General features: G+C 78.6%; 2 protein-coding genes. Both read left to right on the forward strand.

All coding sequences use genetic code 11. The features are described 5' to 3' along the window. The first annotated feature begins 61 nt into the window (after positions 1-61). Positions 62-15214 (forward strand): type I polyketide synthase, encoded by a 15153-nt coding sequence (locus VM95_RS43445; RefSeq protein ID WP_244179040.1) that lies wholly within the window; start codon positions 62-64, stop codon positions 15212-15214. 61 nt (positions 15215-15275) lie between these two features. Beyond that, positions 15276-22760, forward strand: a 7485-nt coding sequence (locus tag VM95_RS33100) for a type I polyketide synthase (protein WP_045703946.1), incomplete at its 3' end; no start/stop codon positions are given.

The following is a 22760-nucleotide window of genomic DNA, read 5'->3' on the forward strand; positions in this document are numbered from 1 at the left end:
GGGGGAGGCCGAGGGCGACACGGAAACCGGTGTGGTGCAGCCGGTGTTGTTCGCGTTCGAGGTGGCGTTGTACCGGTTGTGGCGCTCCTGGACGCCGCAACCCGAGGTGGTGCTGGGGCATTCGCTGGGCGGGATCACGGCGGCGTACGTGGCCGGGGTGTTCTCGTTGGAGGGTGCGGTTGCTCTGGTGGCGGCGCGGGCCCGGTTGATGGGCGAACTGCCGTCCGGTGGGGCGATGCTGGCGGTGGGGGCGAGTGAGGCGCAGGTGGTGGCGCTGCTGGCGGAGTGCCGTCCGGGGGTGGTGGGGGTCGCGGCGGTGAACGGCCCGGCGTCGGTGGTGGTGTCGGGTGAGGCCGAAGCCATCGATGCGGTAGGGGAGTTGTGCAGGGAGCGTGGCTGGCGGGCGAAGCGCCTCGCGGTGTCGCATGCGTTCCATTCGGTGCTGATGGAGCCGGTGCTGGCGGGGCTGCGGGAGGTGGTGGCGGGTATCGAGCTCGCGGAGCCGTCGATCCCGTTGGCGTCGGACGTGACGGGCCGCCTCGCGACTCCGGCCGAGGTGTGCGATCCGGAGTACTGGGTGCGTCAGGTCTGCGAGCCGGTGCGTTTCGCCGACGCGGTGGGCGCGGCCCGGGCCGAAGGTGCGTCGGTGTTCGTGGAGTTGGGGCCGGAGGCGGCGCTGACGCCGATGGTCGCCGAGTGCACGGCCGACACGGACGCCATCGCCATCCCCGTCCAGCACCGCGAGCGGGGCCGAGCCGAGACCCTCCGCACGGCGTTGGCCCGGCTGTTCGTCCGGGGCGGTGCGGTCGACTGGACGGCGCCGACCGGTGTCGACCTGGCCGCCGCCCGTGCCCGCGTCGGGGCACTGCCGACGTACGCCTTCGAGCGGCAGCGCTACTGGCTCGACGCGGGCACCGGCACCGGCGACGCCGCCGGGCTGGGCCAGGGCGCGGTGGACCACCCGCTGCTCGGCGCGGTGGTCGGCCTCGCGGACGGCAACGGCGCGCTGTTCACCGGGCGCCTCTCGCTCGACACCCACCCGTGGCTCGCCGACCACGCCGTGCTCGACACGGTCCTCGTCCCCGGGACGGCCTTCCTCGAACTCGCGCTGCACGCGGGTGCCCGGCTCGACTGCCGGGGCGTCGACGAACTGACGCTGGTGGCGCCGCTCGCCGTGCCGCCGGCCGGGGGAGTGCAGCTGCAGGTGGCGGTCGGCGCGCCCGACGCCTCCGGCCTGCGGCCGATCACCGTCCACGCCCGCCCCGAGCCCACCGACGAGGGCCCGGACGCCCCCTGGACCTGCCACGCCACCGGCGCGCTGACGCCCGTCCGGGAGCAGCAGGGCCCGGACGACCGGGCGCCCTGGCCGCCCGCCGGCGCGGAGCCCGTCGAGGTGGACGAGCTGTACGCCGACGCGGCCGAGGCCGGGGTGCGCTACGGCCCGTCCTTCCAGGGCCTGCGGGCGGCCTGGCAGCGCGGCGGCGAACTGTTCGCCGAGCTCGCCCTTCCCGAGGAGGCGGCCGGCGCCGGGTTCGCCCTGCACCCGGCCCTGCTCGACGCCGCCCTGCACCCGCTCGGGCTGACCGCACCGGTCGAGGATCCCGGCACCCGGGTCCGGCTGCCGTTCTCCTGGCGCGGCGTGCGGCTGCACGCGGCCGGCCCCCGGGCGCTGCGGGTGCGCCTGCGGCCGCTGGGCGCCGACACGGTCGCCGTCTCGGTGGCGGACGCGGACGGCCGGGCCGTGCTCTCGGCGGAGACCCTGACGGTGCGGGCGCTCTCCCGCGACCAGCTGCCGGGCGTCGCGGCGCCCGCCGCCGAGTACCTCTTCGACCTGGAGTGGGCCCCCGCCCCGGCCGTCGAGCCGCCCGCGCGCTGGGCGGTCGTGGGCGGTCCGACGGCCGATCCGGACCAGGCCGCCTTCGCGGCCCGTTTCGACGCCCGCCGGTACCCGGACCTGGCCGCGCTCGCGGCGGCCGTGGACGCCGGAACCCCGCCGCCCGAGGCCGTCCTGCTCGCCGCGCCGCCCGTCCGGGACCAGGCCGCCGACGCCGAGGCCGTCCGGGCCGCCGTGCACGACGCGCTCGCCACCGCCCAGGCCTGGCTCGCCGACGAACGGTTCGCCGCCGCCCGCCTGGTGGTCACGCTGCGCGGCGCGCTCGCCGTCGGCGCCGACGACCTGCCCGACCCGGCCGCCGCCGCGGCGTGGGGCCTGCTCCGCGCCGCCCGCTCGGAGCACCCCGACCGCTTCGCGCTGCTCGACCTGGAGCCGGGCCCCGAGCCCGCCGACCCCGACGCGATCGCCGCCGCCGGCGCGCTGCCCGAGGCGGCCCTGCGCGGGACGGCCCTGCTGGTGCCCCGGCTGCGCCGGGCTCCGAGCCTGCCGACCGCCCCGCCCCCGCCGGAGCTCGACGCCGACGGCACCGTCCTGCTCACCGGCGGTACCGGCGCCCTGGGGGCCCTGGTCGCCCGGCACCTGGTCGCGGCGTACGGCGTGCGGCACCTGCTGCTGGTCTCCCGGCGCGGCGAGGACGCCCCCGGCGCGCGGGAGTTGCGGGAGGACCTCGCCGCGGCCGGAGCGCGGGCGACCTTCGCCGCCTGCGACGTCGCCGACCGCGCCGCGCTGGCGCGGGTGATCGCCGCCGTCCCCGCCGAGCACCCGCTGACCGCGCTGGTCCACCTGGCGGCCGTGGTCGACGACGGCCTGCTCCCGGCGCTGACCCCCGAGCGGGTGGAGCGCGTCCTGCGGCCCAAGGCCGTCGCCGCCCTGCACCTGCACGGGCTGACCCAGGACCTCGACCTGCGGGCCTTCGTGCTGTTCTCCTCGGGGGCCGGCCTCACCGGCAGCCCGGGCCAGGGCGCCTACGCCGCCGCCAACCTGGTGCTCGACGCGCTCGCGCAGCGGCGGCGCGCGCTCGGTCTGCCCGCCCTCTCGCTCCAGTGGGGCCTGTGGGAGCAGGACAGCGCGCTCACCGCCGCCCTCGGCGCCGCCGACCGGCAGCGGATGGCCCGTTCCGGGATCCGGCCGCTGGGCGCCGGGCTCGGCCTCGCCCTGTTCGACGCGGCACTGGCCCGCCCGGAGGCAGTCCTGGCGCCGGTCCGGCTCGACCTGGCCGGTCGCCACGCGGCCGAACTGCCGCCGCTCCTGGCCGGACTGGCCACCCGCCGCCCCGGAACGGACCGGACGGCCCCCGACACCGGCCGCGCCCTCGCCCGCCGGCTGGCCGCCGCCCCGGCGGCGGAACAGCAGCGGCACCTGGTCGACCTGGTGCGCACCCACGCCGCCGCCGTCCTCGGGCACCCGGACGGCGGGGCGATCGACCCGGACCGCGCGTTCAGCGAGCTGGGCCTGGACTCGCTCGCCGCGCTCGAACTGCGCAACCGGGTCAACGCGTTCACCGGTCTGCGGCTGCCCGCCACCGTGCTGTTCGACCACCCGTCGGCGAGCGCCTTGGCTGCTCACCTGCGCGCCGAACTGCTCGATGGGCCGCGCCGCCCGCGCGCCGCCGCCCCGGCCCGTCCGGGTCCGGTGCCGAGCGACGAGCCGATCGCGATCGTCGCCGCCGGCTGCCGCTACCCCGGCGGGGTGGCGAGCCCGGAGGACCTGTGGCGGCTGGTGCGGGAGCGCGTCGACGCCATCGCGGGCTTCCCCGACAACCGCGGCTGGGACCTGGCCAACCTGTACCACCCCGACCCGGACCACCCCGGCACCTCGTACGTCCGCGAGGGAGGCTTCCTGTTCGACGCGGACCGCTTCGACCCCGGCTTCTTCGGCATCTCGCCGCGCGAGGCGCTGGCCATGGACCCGCAACAGCGCCTGCTGCTGGAGGTCTCCTGGGAGACCATCGAGCGGGCGGCCGTCGACCCGCGCTCGCTGCGCGGCAGCCGCACCGGCGTGTTCGCCGGCCTGATGTACGCCGACTACGCCTCCCGGCTGGCCGCCGCCCCCGAGGGCGTCGACGGCTACCTCGGCAACGGCAGCGCCGGCAGCATCGCCTCCGGCCGGGTCGCCTACACCCTGGGCCTGGAGGGCCCGGCGGTGACGGTGGACACCGCCTGCTCCTCCTCGCTGGTCGCCCTGCACCTGGCCTGCCAGGCGCTGCGCCAGGGGGAGTGCGACCTCGCCCTGGCGGGCGGGGTGACGGTGATGTCGAGCCCGGCGACCTTCGTGGAGTTCTCCCGCCAGCGGGGCCTGGCCCCGGACGGGCGCTGCAAGTCCTTCGCGGCCGGCGCGGACGGCACCGCCTGGTCCGAGGGCATCGGCCTGCTGCTGGTGGAACGGCTCTCCGACGCGCGGCGCCACGGCCACCCCGTGCTCGCCGTGGTCCGGGGCAGCGCGGTCAACCAGGACGGCGCGAGCAACGGCCTCGCCGCGCCCAACGGCCGCGCCCAGGAGCGGGTGATCCGCGCCGCGCTCGCCCAGGCCGGGCTCACGTCGGCCGAGGTCGACGCCGTCGAGGCGCACGGCACCGGCACCGCCCTCGGCGACCCGATCGAGGCGCACGCGCTGCTCGCCACCTACGGCCAGGACCGGCCGGCCGAACGGCCGCTGTACCTGGGCTCGGTGAAGTCCAACCTCGGCCACACCCAGGCCGCCGCCGGCGTCGCCGGCGTCATCAAGACGGTGATGGCGATGCGGCACGGCGAACTGCCCGCCACCGTGCACGTGGACGCGCCCTCCCCGCACGTCGACTGGGCGTCCGGCGCCGTCGCCCTGCTCACCGAGCCGGCCGACTGGCCGGACACCGGCCGGCCCCGCCGGGCCGGGGTGTCCTCCTTCGGCGTCAGCGGCACCAACGCCCACGTGATCCTGGAGCAGGGCGACCCGGCCGAGGAGCCGGCGAGCCCGCTGCCCGGGCCGGACCCGGCCGAGGCGGCCGCGGCAGCGGCCCCCGACCCGGACGGGGACCCGGCCGCGCTGGCCTGGCCGCTGTCCGGCGCGACCCCGGCCGCCCTGCGCGAGCAGGCCGCCCGGCTGCGCGCCCACCTGGCGGCGCGCCCCGCCGTCCGGCCCGCCGACACCGCCCACGCCCTCGCCACCACCCGCGCCGCGCTCGACCACCGCGCCGTGCTCGTCGCCGCCGACCCCGCCGAACTCCTCGCCGCCCTCGACGCGTTGAGCACCGGCGCGCCCCACCCCGCACTGGTCACCGGCACCGCCGGGCAGCCCGGCCGGACGGCCTTCGTGTTCGGCGGCCAGGGCTCCCAGTGGGCCGGCATGGGCGCCCGACTGCTGGACGAGTCCCCGGTGTTCGCCGAACGGATCGGCGCCTGCGCCGCCGCCCTCGCCCCGCACACCGACTGGTCGCTGCTCGACGTGCTGCGCCGGCGCCCCGGCGCGCCCTCGCTGGAGCGCGTCGACGTCGTCCAGCCCGCGCTGTTCGCCGTCATGGTGTCCGTCGCCGCCGTGTGGCGCTCGCTCGGCGTCGAACCGGCCGCCGTGGTCGGCCACTCCCAGGGCGAGATCGCCGCCGCCCAGGTGGCCGGCGCGCTCACCCTCGCGGAGGCCGCCCGGATCGTCGCCCTGCGCAGCCGCGCCCTGCGGTCCGTCGCGGGCGGCGGCGGCATGATGTCGGTGGCCGCCCCGGCCGCCCGGGTCGAGGAGCTGAGCCCCGGACTCGCCCTCGGCATCGCGGCCGTCAACGGCCCCGGCGCGGTGGTCGTCTCCGGCGAGGCCACGGCCCTGGACGAACTGCGCGAACGCTGCGCGGCCCAGGGCGTGCGGACCCGCCGACTGCCCGTCGACTACGCCGCGCACTCCGCGGCCGTCGAGCGCGTCCGCGCCGAACTCCTCGCCGGCATCGGCGAGATCACGCCGAGCGCGACCCCGGCGGTGGCGTTCTACTCCACCGTCACCGGCGAACCGCTCGACGGCACCGCCCTGGACGCCGCCTACTGGTACCGCAACCTGCGCGAGACCGTCGCCTTCGAGCGGGCCACCCGGGCCCTGCTGCGCGACGGCTACACCACGCTGGTCGAGACCAGCCCGCACCCGGTGCTCGCCCCCGCCGTCGAGCAGACCGCCCAGGAGGCCGGTACGGACGCCCTGGTCGTCGGCTCGCTCCAGCGCGACGCCGACACCCTGCGGCGCCTGCTGACCGCCGCCGCCGGCCTGTCCGTGCGCGGCGTGCCCGTCGACTGGGCGGCCCCGCACGCGCACCGCACCCCGCCGCGCACCGACCTGCCCACCTACGCCTTCCAGCGCGAGCGCTACTGGCTGGACCCGGCCCCGGCCGCCGCCGACGCCGAAGGCCTCGGCCTGCGCTCCGCCGACCACCCGCTGCTCGGCGCCGCCCTCGCCCAGGCCGGGGACGACCGGCACCTGCTCACCGGCCGGATCTCGCTGCCCACCCACCCCTGGCTCGCCGACCACGCCGTCCTCGGCACCGTGCTGCTCCCCGGCACGGCCTTCGTCGAACTCGCCCTCCAGGCCGGGCAGTCGGCGCACTGCACGGTGATCGAGGAGCTCACCCTGGAGGCCCCGCTGCCCCTGGCGGAGCGCGGCGCCGTCCAGCTCCAGGTGCAGCTCGACGCCCCCGACCGGGACGGGCGCCGCGCGCTCACCGTGCACGCCCGCCCCGACACCGCCGAGCCGGGCCCGTGGACCCGGCACGCCGCCGGCGTCCTCGCCCCCGCCCGGCCCGGCGAGGAGCCCGCCGCCGAGGGCGGCGCGTGGCCGCCGGCCGGCGCCGAACCGCTGGACACCGAAGGCCTCTACGAGCGGCTGGCCGCCGCCGGCTACGGCTACGGCCCGCTGTTCCGGGCCGTCCGCGCCGCCTGGCGGCACGGCGACGACCTGCTCGCCGAGGTCGCCCTGCCCGGGGACGACCACGACGCCGGGCGGTTCGCCCTCCACCCCGCGCTGCTCGACGCCGCCCTGCACGCCGCCGCCCCGGACCGGACGGACCCGACCGGCGTCGGCCTCCCCTTCGCCTGGACGGGCGTGCGGCTGTACGCGGTCGGCGCCCGCACCCTGCGCGTCCGGCTCGGCCGCACCGGCCCGGACACCGTCACCCTCGCCCTGACCGACCCGGCCGGCGCGCCCGTCGCCACCGTCGACTCGCTGCTCTCCCGACCGCTCGCCCCGGGCGGCCTCACCCCCGCCGGCCCCGGCGCCGCGGACGGCCTCCACCACGTCGCCTGGCCGCCGCTGACGCTGCCGCGGCCGGCCCCGCTCGGCCACTGGCAGCTGGCCGGGCCCGACGAACTCGGCGCCGGCGCGGCCCTGCGCGCGGCGGGCGCCACCGTCACCACGGCGCCGGACCCGGCCGCACCCGACCCCGCCGCCCCGCGGCCGGACGCCGTCGCACTGAGCTGCGCCACAGACGGCTCCCCGCAGGCCGTCCGCGCCGCCACCCGGCGGGTCCTGGCGTTCCTGCAGACCTGGCTCGCCGCCGAGCGCCCCGCCGCCACCCCGCTGGTGGTGCTCACCCGCGGCGCCGTCCCCGGCCCGTACGGGCAGGACGTCGACGACCTCGGCGCGGCCGCCGTCTGGGGCCTGGTCCGCTCCGCGCAGACCGAGCACCCCGGCCGGATCGTGCTCGTCGACCTCGACCGGCACCCCGACTCCTACGCTGCCCTCGGCACCGCCCTGGCCTGCGGCGAACCCCAACTCGCCCTGCGCGCGGGCACCGCGGCCGCTCCCCGGCTCACCCGGGCAGACGCGGCCGAACGCCTCGCCGTGCCTGCCGGCACCGCCGCCTGGCGCCTCGACCTGACCGGCACCGGCACCATCGACGGCCTCGCCCTGCTCCCGCACGAGGACGGCGCCCGCCCGCTCGGCCCCGGCGAGGTCCGGGTCGCGCTGCGCGCCGCCGGCCTCAACTTCCGCGACGTCGTGGTCGCCCTCGGCATGGTCGCCGACACCCGGCCGCCCGGCGGCGAGGGCGCCGGCCTGGTGGTCGAGGTCGGCGCCGACGTCCACGACCTCGCCCCCGGCGACCGCGTCATGGGCCTGTTCTCCGGCGGCACCGGCCCGCTCGCGGTCACCGACCGCCGCCTGCTCGCCCCCGTCCCGGCCGGCTGGACGTACCCGCAGGCGGCGAGCGTCCCGGTGGCGTACCTGACGGCCTACTACGGCCTGGCCGACCTCGGCCGGGCCCGGCCCGGCGAGTCGCTGCTGCTGCACGCCGCGACCGGCGGCGTCGGTACGGCCGCCCTGGAACTCGCCCGGCACTGGGGCCTGGACGTGCACGGCACCGCCTCGCCCGCCAAGTGGCCGGTGCTGCGCTCCCTCGGCCTGGCCGAGGACCGCATCGCCAACTCCCGCGACCTCGACTACGAGCAGCGGTTCGCCGCCGCCCGCGCCGGGCGGGGCTTCGACCTGGTGCTCAACTCGCTGGCCCAGGAGCACGTCGACGCCTCGCTGCGGCTGCTCGCCCCCGGCGGGCGGTTCCTGGAGATGGGCAAGACCGACATCCGCGACCGCGACGCCGTGCGCGCCGCCCACCCCGGCACCGACTACCGTGCCTTCGACCTGATGGACGCCGGCGCCGACCGCATCCAGCAGATCCTCACCGAACTCGGCCCGCTGTTCGCCGCCGGCACGCTCGCCCCGCTGCCCGTCACCACCTGGGACGTGCGGGACGCCGTCGCCGCCTTCCGCCACCTCGGCCAGGCCCGGCACACCGGCAAGGTCGTGCTCACCCTGCCGCCCACCCTCACCGCCACGGGAGCCGGAGCGGCCACCGGCGCCGCCGACCCGCACGGCACCGTGCTGGTCACCGGCGGCACCGGCACCCTCGGCGCCCTGCTCGCCCGCCACCTCGTCACCGAGCACGGCGCCCGGCACCTGCTGCTGACCAGCCGCCGCGGCCCGGCCGCCGAGGGCGCGGCCGAACTCGCCGCCGACCTCACCGCCCTCGGCGCCGAGGTCCGCATCGAGGCCTGCGACGCCGCCGACCGCGCCGCGCTCGCCGCCCTGCTCGCCACCGTCGACCCCCGGCACCCGCTCACCGCCGTCGTGCACGCCGCCGGAGCCCTCGACGACGCCGCCCTGCACGCGCTCACCCCCGAGCAGCTCGACCGCGTGCTGCGCCCCAAGACCGACGCCGCCCGCCACCTGCACGACCTGACCCTCGACCAGGACCTCGCCGAGTTCGTGCTCTTCTCCTCGATGGCCGGCACCTTCGGCGGCGCCGGCCAGGCCAACTACGCCGCCGCCAACGCCTACCTCGACGCGCTCGCCCAGCACCGGCGCGCCCGCGGCCAGGCCGCCACCGCCCTGGCCTGGGGCCTGTGGGCGCAGGCCAGCGGCATGACCGGCCACCTCGACCGGGCCGACCTCGACCGGATCGCCCGCACCGGCGCCGCCGCCCTGGAGACCGGCGACGCGCTCGCGCTCTACGACGCCGCGCGCGCCGCCGACCACCCCACCGCCGTGCTCGCCCGCCTCGACCTCGCCGCGCTGCGCCGCACCGACCGCGCCCCCGCCCTGCTGCGCGACCTGCTGGGCGCCCTGCCGGGCTCCCGGCCCCGGCGGGCCGCCGCCGGCCCCGACCCGGACACCGCCGCCTTCGCCCAGCGCCTCGCCCGGCTCCCCGAGGACCGGCGCCGGCAGACCCTCACCACCCTCGTCCGGCAGGAGACCGCCGCCGTCCTCGGCCACGCCGGCGCCGACACGATCGAACGCGGCCGCCCGTTCAAGGCGCTCGGCTTCGACTCCCTCACCGCCGTCGAACTGCGCAACCGGCTCACCGCCGCGACCGGGCTGCGGCTGCCCGTCACCCTGGTCTTCGACCACCCGACCCCGGAGGCGCTGGCCGAGCACATCGGCGCCGAACTCCTGGGATCCGCCGAGCAGGTCGAGCCCGCCGCGGTGCGCACCGCCGAGACCGCCGAGGACCCGGTGGTCGTCGTCGGCCTCGGCTGCCGCTACCCCGGCGGCGTCGCCGACGAGCACGGCCTGTGGCGGCTGCTCGCCGAGGGCACCGACGCCATCACGCCGTTCCCGCGCGACCGCGGCTGGCCGCTCGACACCCTCTTCGACCCCGACCCCGACCGCCCCGGCAAGTCCTACGTGCGCGAGGGCGGCTTCATCGACGACGCGGTCGGCTTCGACGCCGAGTTCTTCGGCATCTCGCCGCGCGAGGCCGCCGCGATGGACCCCCAGCAGCGCGTCCTGCTGGAGACGGCGTGGGAGACCTTCGAACACGCCGGCATCGACCCCACCACGCTGCGCGGCTCCGCGACCGGCGTGTTCGTCGGCGCGATGGCGCAGGACTACCACACCGCCTCGGGCGCGGTCGCCGAGGGCCAGGAGGGCTTCCTGCTCACCGGCACCGCCACCAGCGTGATCAGCGGCCGGGTCTCGTACGTGCTCGGCCTCGAAGGCCCGGCCGTCACCGTCGACACCGCCTGCTCCTCCTCCCTGGTCGCCCTGCACCTCGCGGCCGCCGCGCTGCGCTCCGGCGAGTGCGACCTGGCGCTGGCCGGCGGCGTCGCGGTGCTCACCTCGCCGCACGCCTTCGTCGAGTTCAGCCGCCAGCGCGGGCTCGCCCCGGACGGCCGCTGCAAGCCCTTCGCGGCGGGCGCCGACGGCACCGGCTGGGGCGAGGGCGCCGGCCTCGTGCTGGTCGAGCGGCTGTCCGACGCCCGGCGGCGCGGGCACCGCGTCCTCGCCGTGCTGCGCGGCTCCGCGACCAACCAGGACGGCGCCAGCAACGGGCTCACCGCGCCCAACGGGCCGTCCCAGCAGCGGGTCATCCGCGCCGCGCTCGCCCAGGCAGGGCTCGCCCCGGCCGACGTCGACGCCGTCGAGGCGCACGGCACCGGCACCCGGCTCGGCGACCCGATCGAGGCGCAGGCCCTGCTCGCCGTCTACGGGCGCGAGCACACCGCCGAACACCCGCTGTGGCTCGGCTCGATCAAGTCCAACATCGGCCACACCCAGTCCGCGGCTGGCATCGCGGGCGTGCTCAAGATGGTGCTCGCCCTGCGGCACGGCGAACTGCCGCGCACCCTGCACGCCGAGGAGCCGACCCCGCACGTCGACTGGGCGTCCGGCCACGTCGCGCTGGCCACCGAGCACCGGCCCTGGCCCGGGACCGGCCGCCCGCGCCGCGCCGCCGTCTCCTCCTTCGGCGTCAGCGGCACCAACGCGCACGTCATCCTCGAACAGGCCCCGGACGAACCGGTCGTCCCGGTCACCCGCGGGCCGGCGGGTCTGGCCGGGGTGCTGGCCTGGCCGGTGTCCGGCCGCACCGGCGCGGCGCTGCGCGCCCAGGCCGCCCGGCTGCGGGACTGGGCGCTGCGCCACCCGGAGGCCGAACCCGCCGACGTGGCCCGGGCGTTGGCCACCGGCCGGGCAGCCTTCGACCACCGGGCGGTGGCCCGCGGCCGGGACACCGCCGACCTGCTCGCCTCGCTCGGGGAGATCGCGGACGGCTCGGTGGAGGCCCCGGGCCCGCTGGTGGCCGGCCCCGGACCGGTCCTGGTCTTTCCCGGCCAGGGCTCCCAGTGGCCCGGCATGGCCGCCGAACTGCTCGACACCAGCCCGGTCTTCGCGCAGGCCGTGGCCGAGTGCGCGGAGGTGATCGACCCGCTGGTCACCGGCTGGCGGCTGCTCGACGTCCTGCGGGACGGCTCGGGCGCCCTGCTCGACCGGGTCGAGGTGCTGCACCCCGTGCTGTTCGCCGTGATGGTCGGCCTGGCCCGCTGGTGGGAGTCCTGCGGGGTGCGCCCGGCCGCCGTCGTCGGCCACTCCCAGGGCGAGGCCGCCGCCGCGTACGTGGCCGGCCGGCTCTCGCTGGCGGACGCCGCCCGGGTCGCCGTGATGCGAGTGCGGGCCGTGCAGGCCGTCGACGCCTGCCACGGCGGACTGCTCTCGGTCGCCCTCACCCCCGAGCTGGCCCGCGCCGAGATCGAGGCGGCCGGCGCCGCCGACCTGGTCTCGCTCGGCGCCGTCAACAGCCCGACCGGCGTGGTGCTCTCCGGCGACACCGACGCCCTCGCCGCGATCGCGGCCCGCTGCGAGGCCGCCGGCACCCGCGCCCGCCTCGTGCCGGCCGCCTACGCCTCGCACTCCGCGCAGATGGACCCGGCCCGCGCGGAGATCACCCGACTGCTCGCCGACCTGCGCCCGCTGCCGGGCCGCGTCCCGATGTACTCCACCGTCACCGGCGCCCTGCTGGACGAGGCGACCCCGCTGGACGCCGCCTACTGGTTCGAGAACATGCGCCGCACCGTGCTGTTCGAGAGCGCGATCGCCGCCGCCGCGGCCGACGGCCACGACGCCTTCGTCGAGTGCAGCCCGCACCCCGGCCTGCTGGTGCCGATCGGGGACACCCTCGACGACCTCGGCGCCACCGCCGCCGTCCTGGGCACCCTGCGCCGGGGCGACGGCGGCGCGGACCGGCTGGTCACCGCGCTCGCCGACGCCCACGTGCGCGGCCTGCCCGTCGACTGGCCCGGCCTGCCCGCCGAGGCCGCCGCGACCCGGGTCGACCTGCCCGGCTACGCCTTCCAGCGCCGCCGGCACTGGATCGAGCCCGGCACCACCACCGGCTCCGGCAGCGCCGGTTGGGGCCAGTGCGCGGTCGAGCACCCGGTGCTCGGCGCCGGCGTCGACCTCGCCGACGGCTCCGGGACGGTCTTCACCGGGCGGCTGTCCACCGCCGCCCACCCCTGGCTGGCCGACCACCACGCGCTCGGCGCCGCCGCCGTGCCCGGCACCCTGCTCGCCGACCTCGCGCTGCGGGCCGGCGGCGAGAGCGGCTGCCCGGTGCTGGCCGAACTGACCGTCCGCACCCCGCTGGTGCTGCCCGCGGCGGCCGGGGTCCACCTCCAGGTCGCCCTGGAGGCGCCGGACGGCGCCGGCGCCCGCACCGTCAGCGTGCACTCCCGGCCCGAGGACGCGCCCGCCGACGCCCCCTGGACCTGCCACGCCACCGGCACCCTGGCACCCGGCGGCCACCGCCCGGCCGCCGGCCCCGCCCAGTGGCCGCCGCTCGGCGCGGCCCCGCTGCCCGTCACCGAGGCGTACGAGCGGATCGCCCGCACCGGCCTGCGGCTCGGCCCGGCCTTCGCCGGGCTGCGCGCCGCCTGGCGGCGCGGTGACGACCTGTTCGCCGAGACCGCCCACACCGGCGGCGAGGCCGAGGCCGCCCGGCACGACCTGCACCCCGCGCTGCTGGAGGCCGCCCTGCTCGGCCTCGCCCCCGGCGAGCCGGCGGGCGACGGCCTGGTCCGCCTGCCGGCCGCCTGGCGCGGCGTCACCGCCGTGCCCGGCGCCCGCCAGGCCGTCCGGCTGACCCTGCGCGCCACCGCGCCGGACACCCTGGCCGTGCACCTCGCCGACGAGCAGGGGCGGTCCGTCGCCGCGATCGAGTCCGTCCGGCTGGGCAGCTGGTCGGCCGCCGAACTGCGCGCGGCCGGCCGGGAGCGCCCGGCGCTGGCCCGGCTGGAGTGGACGGCGCCCGAGCGGCCGGTCGCGCCGCCGTCGGGTGAGGCCTGGGCCGTGCTCGGCGCCGCCGGGCCGCTCGCCCGCGAACTCGGCGCCGCCGCCCACCCCGACTGGCCCGCCCTGGCCGCCGCGGTGACGGCCGGGGCGCCGGTGCCCGCGCGGATCGCCCTGCTGGCGGACACCCCGGCGGACGAGGTGCCGCGGGCCGTCCGGGAACTGCTCCGCACCGCCGTCGAGGTGCTGCGCGCGCACGCGGCCGACCGGCGCTTCGAGGGCTCCCGCCTGGTCCTGGTCACCCACGGCGCGGTGCTCGCGGACCCCGCCGACCTGGTCCCCGACCCGGCCGCCGCCGCCCTGTGGGGGCTGTTGCGCTCGACCGGCCGGGACCGGGTCGTGCTCGCCGACCTGGACGGGCACGAGGCCTCCCCGCAGGCCCTGGCCGCGGCCGTGGACGCGGGACTGACCGAGGTCGCCGTCCGGGCCGGACAGGTCCTGGTGCCGGTGCTCGGCCGGGCGCCCGCCGTCGCCGCCGACGCGCCGCGGTTCCGGGCGGACGGCACCGTCCTGGTCACCGGCGCGGCCGGCCGCCCCGGCGCCGCCACCGCCCGGCACCTGGTGGCCGCCCACGGCGTGCGCCGCCTGCTGCTCGCCGACCCCGGCGCCACCGCACCGGAAACCGTCGTCCTGGCGGAGGAGTTGACCGCCCTCGGCGCCGAGGTGCGGATCGCGGACTGCGACCCCGCCGACCGGGGCGCCCTGGCCGCGCTGCTGGCCGCCGTACCGGCCGAGCACCCGCTGCGCGCCGTGGTCCACGCGGCCGAAGCCCCCGACGTCGTCGACGGCGCCTGGCACCTGCACGAGCTGACCCGGGACGCCGAGCTGTCCGCCTTCGTCCTGCACGGCTCCTGGACCGGCCAGGCCGGCGCCCCCGACCGGGCCGGGCAGGCTGCCGGCGCCGCCTTCCTCGACGCCCTCGCCCAGCACCGGCGCGCCCAGGGGCTGCCCGGCCTCGCCCTCGCCTGGGGGCCCTGGGCCGCCCCGGGCGTGCCGGAGACCCCGGACGCCCCGGACGCCCCGGGCGCCCCGGACACCGCGGCGGGGCTGCTGGCCCTCGCCGAGGCCGAGGCGATGGCCCTGCTCGACCAGGCCCTCGGCCGCCCGGAGCCCGCGCTCACCCCGCTCGCCGTCGACACCGCGGCCGTGCGCCGCGGCGACCCGGGCGTAGCGCCGCTGCTCGCCGGCCTGGTGACGGACCGCCGGCGCGGCCCGGCCGCCGGCCCCGCCGACACCGGACCGGCCACCGCCGCCCGACTGCTGGAGCTGCCCGAGGACGAGCAGGAGCAGGCCTTCGTCGACCTGGTCCGCGGCAGCGCCGCCGCCGTCCTCGGCCACGCCGACCCCGCGGAGATCGACCCCGGGACGGCCTTCAAGGACCTCGGCTTCGACTCGCTCACCGCCCTCGCGGTGCGCAACCGGCTGCGGGCCGCCACCGGCCTGGCCCTGCCGGCCACGCTGGTCTTCAGCCACCCCAACCCGGCCGCCCTCGGCCGCCACCTGCGCACGGTGCTGCGCCGCGAGCACGACGTCTCCTGGGACGCGGTGCTCGGCGAGATCGACCGGGTCGAGGCGATGCTCGCCCTGCTGGGCGAGGAGGACCGGGCCAGGGCGGCCCAGCGCCTGCGGGAGCTGGCCGGGGCCGGCCCGGACGCCCCCGACGCCCCGGCCGGCCCCGAAGCCCCCGCCCCGGAAGAGAAGTTCGAGTCGGCCACCGACGCGGAGCTGTTCGACTTCATCGACCGCGGTACCGATCGCTGACCACCCATCACGGGGCTGGGGCATCCCCGTCCCCCGCGGACCCTCACGGAGCAGACGAACGATGGCGAACGAAGAGCAACTGCGCGACTACCTGCGCCGTGCGGCCAACGAGCTGCACGAGACCCGGACGCTGCTGCGCGACGCCGAGGACCGGTGGCACGAGCCCGTCGCCGTCGTCGGCATGCAGTGCCGCTACCCCGGCGGCGTCACCTCGCCCGAGGAGCTGTGGGAGCTGCTGCGCACCGGCGGCGACGCCATCGGGCCCATCCCCGCCGGGCGCGGCTGGGAGCACGCCGAGCACACGGCCGGCGTCTCCTACCGGGGCGGGTTCCTGGACGACGCGGCCGAGTTCGACCCCGGCTTCTTCGGGATCTCGCCGCGCGAGGCGCTGGCCATGGACCCGCAGCAGCGGCTGCTGCTGGAGGCCTCCTGGGAGGCGGTGGAGCGGGCCGGCATCGACCCGGCCTCGCTGCGCGGCAGCCGCACCGGCGTCTTCGTCGGGGTGATCGCCAGCGACTACCTGTCCCGGCTGCCGAGCGTCCCCAAGGAGGTCGAGGGGCACCTGCTGACCGGCAGCCTGGTCAGCGTCGCCTCCGGCCGGATCGCCTACACCCTGGGCCTGGAGGGCGCGGCGGTCACCGTCGACACCGCCTGCTCCTCCTCGCTGGTCGCCCTGCACCTGGCCTGCCAGGCGCTGCGGGCCGGCGAGTGCGACCTCGCGCTGGCCGGCGGCGCCACCGTGCTGGCCACCCCGGGCGCCTTCGACGAGTTCGCCCGCCAGCGCGGCCTGGCGGCGGACGGGCGCTGCAAGTCCTTCGCGGCGGCGGCCGACGGCACCGGCTGGAGCGAGGGCGTCGGCGTGCTGCTGGTCGAGCGGCTGTCCGACGCGCGGCGCCACGGGCACCCCGTGCTCGCGGTGGTGCGCGGCTCGGCGGTCAACCAGGACGGTGCCTCCAACGGCCTCACCGCGCCCAACGACCTGGCGCAGGAACGGGTGATCCGCCAGGCCCTGGCCAACGCCCGGCTCACCCCGGCCGACGTCGACGCGGTGGAGGCGCACGGCACCGGCACGGTGCTCGGCGACCCGATCGAGGCCCAGGCGCTGCTCGCCACCTACGGGCAGGGGCGCTCGCCGGAACGGCCGCTGCGGCTCGGCTCGGTGAAGTCCAACCTGGGCCACGCCCAGGCCGCCGCCGGGGTGGCCGGGGTGATCAAGACGGTGCTGGCGCTGCGGCACGGCCTGCTGCCGCGCACCCTGCACGCCGAGGAGCCCACCCCGCACGTCGACTGGGCGTCCGGCCACGTCGCGCTGCTCACCGAGCCGGTCGCGTGGCCGGCGGGGGAACGGGTGCGCCGGGCCGGGGTCTCCTCCTTCGGGGTCAGCGGCACCAACGTGCACGTGATCCTGGAGGAGGCGCCGGCCGAGGACGAGCCGCCCGCCGCCCTGCAGTCGGTGACCCCCGTGCCCTGGGTGGTCTGCGCGCGCACCGCCTCCGGGCTGCGCGCCCAGGCCGCCCGGCTGCGCGCCTGGGCGCTCGCGCACCCCGGGGCCCGACCGGCCGAGGTGGCCTGGTCGCTGGCCACCGGGCGGGCCGTGCTGGACCACCGGGCTGTCCTGGTCGGCAGTGAACTCGCGGACTTCACCACCGAGTTGGGTGCGCTCGCGGACGGCGCGGCAGAGGCCGGGGCGCCGCGCCGCACCGGGCGCACCGCCGTCCTGTTCACCGGCCAAGGCACCCGGACCAGGGGCATCGCCCGCGCCGCCTACCGGGCCTTCCCGGTGTTCGCCGCCGCGCTGGACGAGGTCTGCGCCGCCTTCGAGGGCGTGACGCCGTTCGACGTGCGCGAGGTGCTGCTCGGCGAGCCCGCCGGGCCGCAGGCCGAACATGAGGGGGCCGAGGACACCGGGCTGGCCCAACCGGCCCTGTTCGCCTACGAGGTGGCCCTCTACCGGCTCTGGACGGCCTGGGCGCCCGCGCCCGACCACGTGGCCGGCCACTCGCTGGGCGAGATCGTCGCCGCCCACGTGGCCGGGGCGCTCACCCTGGACGACGCCGTCGCCCTGGTCGCCGCCCGGGCCCGGCTGATGAGCGCGCTGCCGCCCGGCGGCGCGATGCTCGCGGTCGGGGCGGGCGAGGCCGAGGCCGCCGCCGTCCTGGCCCCGCTCACCGGCGTCGGGCTCGCCGCCGTCAACGGGCCCGCCAGTGTGGTGGTCTCCGGCACCGCCGAGGCCGTCGAGCAGGTCCGCGCCGTCTGCGCGCAGCGCGGCTGGAGGCACCGTCGGCTGCCGGTCTCGCACGCCTTCCACTCCGAGCTGATGGACCCGGTGCTGGAGAAGTTCGCCACCGTGGTCAACGGGCTGCGCCCGCGCCGCCCGCGGATCCCGCTCGCCTCCACCGTCACCGGCACCGTCCTGGCCCCCGAGCGGCTGGGCGACCCGGCGCACTGGATCGCCAACCTGCGCGACACCGTCCGCTTCGCCGACGCGGTCGGCGCGCTGCGGGCGGCCGGGGTGACCGAGTTCGTCGAACTCGGGCCCGGCGCCGTGCTCACCCCGATGGCCACCGAATGCCTGGCCGCCGAGGAGGCCGAGCGGACGGTGGCCGTCATCCCCACCGCCGACCGCGAGGGCCCCACCGCCCGGGGCTTCCTGACCGCGCTCGGCCGCGCCTTCGTCCGCGGCACGGCCGTGGACTGGGCGGGCCTGACCGCGAGCGCCCTCACCACCGGTGCGGCCGTTCCGGGTGCGGCCACCGACCCCGCCGCGCTCGCCCGCCACCGCGTCGACCTGCCCACCCAGGCCTTCGAACGCCGCCGGTTCTGGCTGGACGCGGGCGTCGGCGCCACCGACGCGACCGGCCTCGGGCAGCGCCCGGCCGAGCACCCGCTGCTCGGCGCCGTGGTCGAACTCGCGGACGGGCACGGCTCGCTGTTCACCGGCCTGCTCTCGCTCGACAGCCACCCCTGGCTCGGCGACCACGTGGTGCTCGGCACCGTACTGCTCCCCGGCACCGCCTTCCTGGAACTCGCCCTGCACGCGGGCCGGCGGGCCGGCTGCGAACTCGTCGAGGAGCTGTCCCTGGAGGCCCCGCTGGTCCTGCCCGAGCGCGGCGCCCGCCAGCTCCAGCTGTGGCTGGAGGCCCCGGACGGGGACGGCCGGCGGGCCGTCGCGATCCACTCGCGGCCCGACACCGGCGACCCGGCCGAACCGTGGACCCGCCACGCGGTCGGCACCCTGGCCCGCGCCGAGGCCGCCTCCGCGCCCGCCTCCGCGCCCGCTGACGACCTGCCCGCCCGGCCGCCGGCCGACGCGACCGCCGTCCCGCTCGACGGCTTCTACGACTGGCTCGCCGACACCGGCGTCGCCTACGGCCCGGCCTTCCTCGGCGTGCGCGCCGCCGCCCGGCACGGCGCCGAGGTCTACGGCGAGATCGCGCTGCCCGAGGCCGTCGCCCACGACGCCGACCGCTTCGCCGTCCACCCGGCGCTGATGGACGCCACCCAGCACCTGCTCGGCATCGCCGCCTTCGCCGACCGCACCGACCCCGGGGACGGACCGGTCTCGCTGCCGTTCTCCTGGCGGGACGTGCGCCTGTTCGCCCCCGGCGTCGCGGCGGCGCGGGCCCGGCTGCGCCGCACCGGCCCGGAGTCCGTCGCCCTCACCCTCGCCGACGCCCACGGCCGGCCGGTCGCCGAGGTCGGTTCGCTGTCCGTGCGGCCGGTCTCCCCGGACAAGCTGCGCGCCGCCGCCACGGCCCCGCAGGACCCCCTGTACGCCGTGCGGTGGACGGCCCTGCCGCACCCCGCGCAGCCCGCCGCCCCCGGCGCCTGGGCGGTGCTCGGCGACGGCGGGCTCGCCCCCGTGCCGGACGCCACCCGGCACTCCGACCTCGCGGCCCTCGCCCGGGCCCTGGACGACGGGCTGCCCGCGCCCGCCGTGGTCGTGCTGCCCTGGCCGACCGCCGAGACCCCGGGCCTGCCGGCCCCCGAGGCCGTGCACGCCGCCGTCGCCCGCGCCCTGGACACCGTGCAGACCTGGCTCGCCGACCCGCGCCTGGCCGCCACCCGGCTGGCCGTGGTGACCCGGGGCGCCGTCTCGGTCGGCGACGACGACCCGGTGCGCGACCTCGCCGCCGCCGCGGTCGGCGGCCTGGTGCGCTCCGCCATGTCCGAGAACCCGGACCGGATCGTCCTCGTCGACCTCGACGACGACCCGGCCTCGGTGCCCGCCCTCGCCGCCGCCACCGCGACCGCAGCCGACACCGGCGAACCCCAACTCGCCGTCCGAGCTGGCACGTTGTACGCGCCGCGGATCGCCCGCAGCACCCCCGGAGACGCTGCCCGGCCCGCCTTCGACCCGGACGGCACCGTCCTGGTCACCGGCGGCACCGGCGCGCTCGGCGCCCTCGCCGCCCGGCACCTGGTCACCGCCCACGGCGTCCGCCGCCTGCTGCTGACCAGCCGGCGCGGCCCCGCCGCCCCCGGCGCCGCCGAACTCGCCGCCGAGCTCACCGCCCTGGGCGCCACCGTCGAACTCGCCGCCTGCGACGTCGCCGACCGGGCCGCCCTCGCCGCCCTGCTCGCCGCCGTCCCCGCCGCGCACCCGCTGCGCGCCGTCGTGCACACCGCCGGCGCCGTCGACGACGGGGTGATCGCCGCCCTGACGCCCGAGCGCTGCGGCCCCGTCCTGCGCCCCAAGGTCGACGCCGCCGTCCACCTGCACGAGCTCACCCACGGCCTCGACCTGACCGCCTTCGTGCTCTACTCCTCCGTCGCCGGCGTCATCGGCAGCCGCGGCCAGGCCAACTACGCGGCCGGCAACGCCTTCCTGGACGCCCTCGCCCAGCACCGGCGGGCAGCCGGCCTGCCCGGCGTCTCGCTCGCCTGGGGCCTGTGGGAGGAGGAGAGCGGCCTGATGCGGGAGGACTTCTCCGCCACCGACCGCCACCGGATCGACCGCAGCGGCGTGCTCCCGCTCTCCGCCGCGCAGGGCCTCGCCCTGTTCGACGCCGCCCTCGGCCGGCCCGAGGCGCTGCTCGCGCCCGTCCGGCTCGACCTGACCGCGCTGCGCCGCTTCGACGAACTGCCGGTCATCCTCAGCGCGTTGGTCCCCGCCCGGCGCCGGGCCGGCGGCGAGGAGGCCCGCCGGCTCGCCCAGCGGCTGGCCGGGCGCCCCGAGGCGGAACAGGTCCAGCTGCTCACCGACCTGACCCGCCGGCAGGCCGCCGTCGTCCTCGGACACTCCGGCCCCGAGACGGTCGGCGCCGACCGGGCCTTCACCGAGCTGGGCTTCGACTCGCTGACCGCGCTGGAGATGCGCAACCGGCTCAACACCGCGACCGGCCTGCGGCTCCCGGCCACCGTCCTGTTCGACCACCCCAGCGCCACCGCCCTGGCCCGCTACCTGCGCACCGAACTGCTCGCCCTGCCCGAGTACGGCCGGGCCCCCGCCGCCGCCCCCGCCCGGGTGACGGACGAGCCGATCGCCGTCGTCGCCATGAGCTGCCGCTTCCCCGGCGGCATCGCGAGCCCCGAGGACCTGTGGCGCTGCGTCGCCGACGGCGTCGACACCGTCTCGGCCCTGCCCACCGACCGCGGCTGGGACCTCGCCGAACTGTACGACCCCGACCCGGACCGCTCCGGGCGCTGCTACACCCGCCAGGGCGCGTTCATGCGCGGCATCGACCGCTTCGACTCCGAGCTGTTCGGGATCTCCCCGCGCGAGGCGCTGGCCATGGACCCGCAGCAGCGCCTGCTGCTGGAGACCTCCTGGGAGGCCTTCGAACGGGCCGGCATCGACCCGCTCTCGCTGCGCGGCAGCAACACCTCCGTCTTCGCCGGGCTGATGTACTCCGACTACGCCGCCGGCCGCGTCCAGGACGTCGACGACGAGCTGGAGGCGTACATCGGCAACGGCAACTCCTTCGGCGTCGCCTCCGGGCGCGTCGCCTACACCCTCGGCCTGGAGGGCGCCGCCGTCACCGTCGACTCGGCCTGCTCCTCCTCGCTGGTGGCCCTGCACTGGGCGAGCCACGCGCTGCGCACCGGCGAGTGCGACCTCGCGCTGGCGGGCGGGGTCACGATCATGTCGACCCCGAGCGTGTTCGTCGAGTTCGCCCGCCAGCGGGGCCTGGCCCCGGACGGGCGCTGCAAGTCCTTCGCGGCCGGCGCGGACGGCACCGCCTGGGGCGAGGGCATCGGCATGCTGCTGCTGGAACGCCTCTCCGACGCCCGCCGCCTCGGACACCCCGTGCTCGCGGTCGTCCGCGGCTCGGCGGTCAACCAGGACGGCGCGAGCAACGGCCTCACCGCGCCCAACGGGCCGTCCCAGCAACGGGTGATCCGCCAGGCGCTGGCCAACGCGCGGCTCACCCCGGCCGACGTCGACGCGGTGGAGGCGCACGGCACCGGCACGGTGCTCGGCGACCCGATCGAGGCGCAGGCGCTGCTCGCCACCTACGGCCAGGACCGGCCCGCGGAGCGGCCGCTGTGGCTCGGCTCGGTGAAGTCCAACGTCGGCCACACCCAGGCGGCGGCGGGCGTCGCCGGGGTGATCAAGATGGTGATGGCGATGCGCCACGGCGTGCTGCCCAAGACCCTGCACGTGGACGCGCCGACCCCGCACGTGGACTGGACGGCCGGCCGGGTCGAGCTGCTGGCCGAGGGCCGGCCCTGGCCCGCGCTGGAGCGGCCGCGCCGGGCCGCCGTCTCCTCGTTCGGGATCAGCGGCACCAACGCGCACGTCATCCTGGAGCAGGCGCCCGACGCCGCGGCCGCCGGGCCGGTCGCGGAGGGGCCGGCGGGCGTCGCCGGGGTGGTGCCCTGGGTGCTCTCGGCCCGCACCGAGGGCGCGCTGCGCGACCAGGCCGGGCGGCTCGGGCAGTGGCTGACCGGGCGCCCGGCTGCCGAACTCTCGGAGGGCGAACTCGCGGAGGGCGGACTCGCGGACGGCGAAATCGCCGATGCCGCCTGGTCGTTGGCCGCCGGACGGGCCGCCCTGGAGCGCCGGGCGGTGGTCTGGGGCCGCGACGGCGCCGAACTGGCCGCCGGGTTGCGGGCGGTGGCGGACGGCACGGCCTCCACCGCCCCGAACGCCGTCGCGGGCGACGCGGGCGGGCCCGGCGCCACCGTCACCGGGCCGGTGTTCGTGTTCCCCGGGCAGGGGTCGCAGTGGGCGGGCATGGCGGCCGAACTCCTCGCCGCCAGCCCGGTGTTCGCCGCCGCCGTCGAGGAGTGCGCGGCGGTGATGGATCCGTTGACGGACTGGTCGCTGCTGGACGTGTTGCGGGACGGTTCAGGTGCGCTGCTGGAGCGGGTGGATGTGGTGCAGGCCGCGCTGTTCGCCGTGATGGTCGGGCTGGCGCGCTGGTGGGAGTCGTGCGGGGTGCGGCCGTCCGCCGTGATCGGTCACTCGCAGGGGGAGATCGCGGCCGCGCACGTGGCCGGCCTGTTGTCGCTCGAAGACGCGGCCCGGGTCGTGGTGTTGCGCAGCCGGGCGCTGCGGAAGGTGTCGGGCGGCGGGATGCTGTCGGTCGGCGTCGGCGCC

It is taken from the genome of Streptomyces rubellomurinus (genome assembly GCF_000961885.1).
In the GTDB taxonomy this organism is placed as follows: Bacteria; Actinomycetota; Actinomycetes; order Streptomycetales; family Streptomycetaceae; genus Kitasatospora; species Kitasatospora rubellomurina.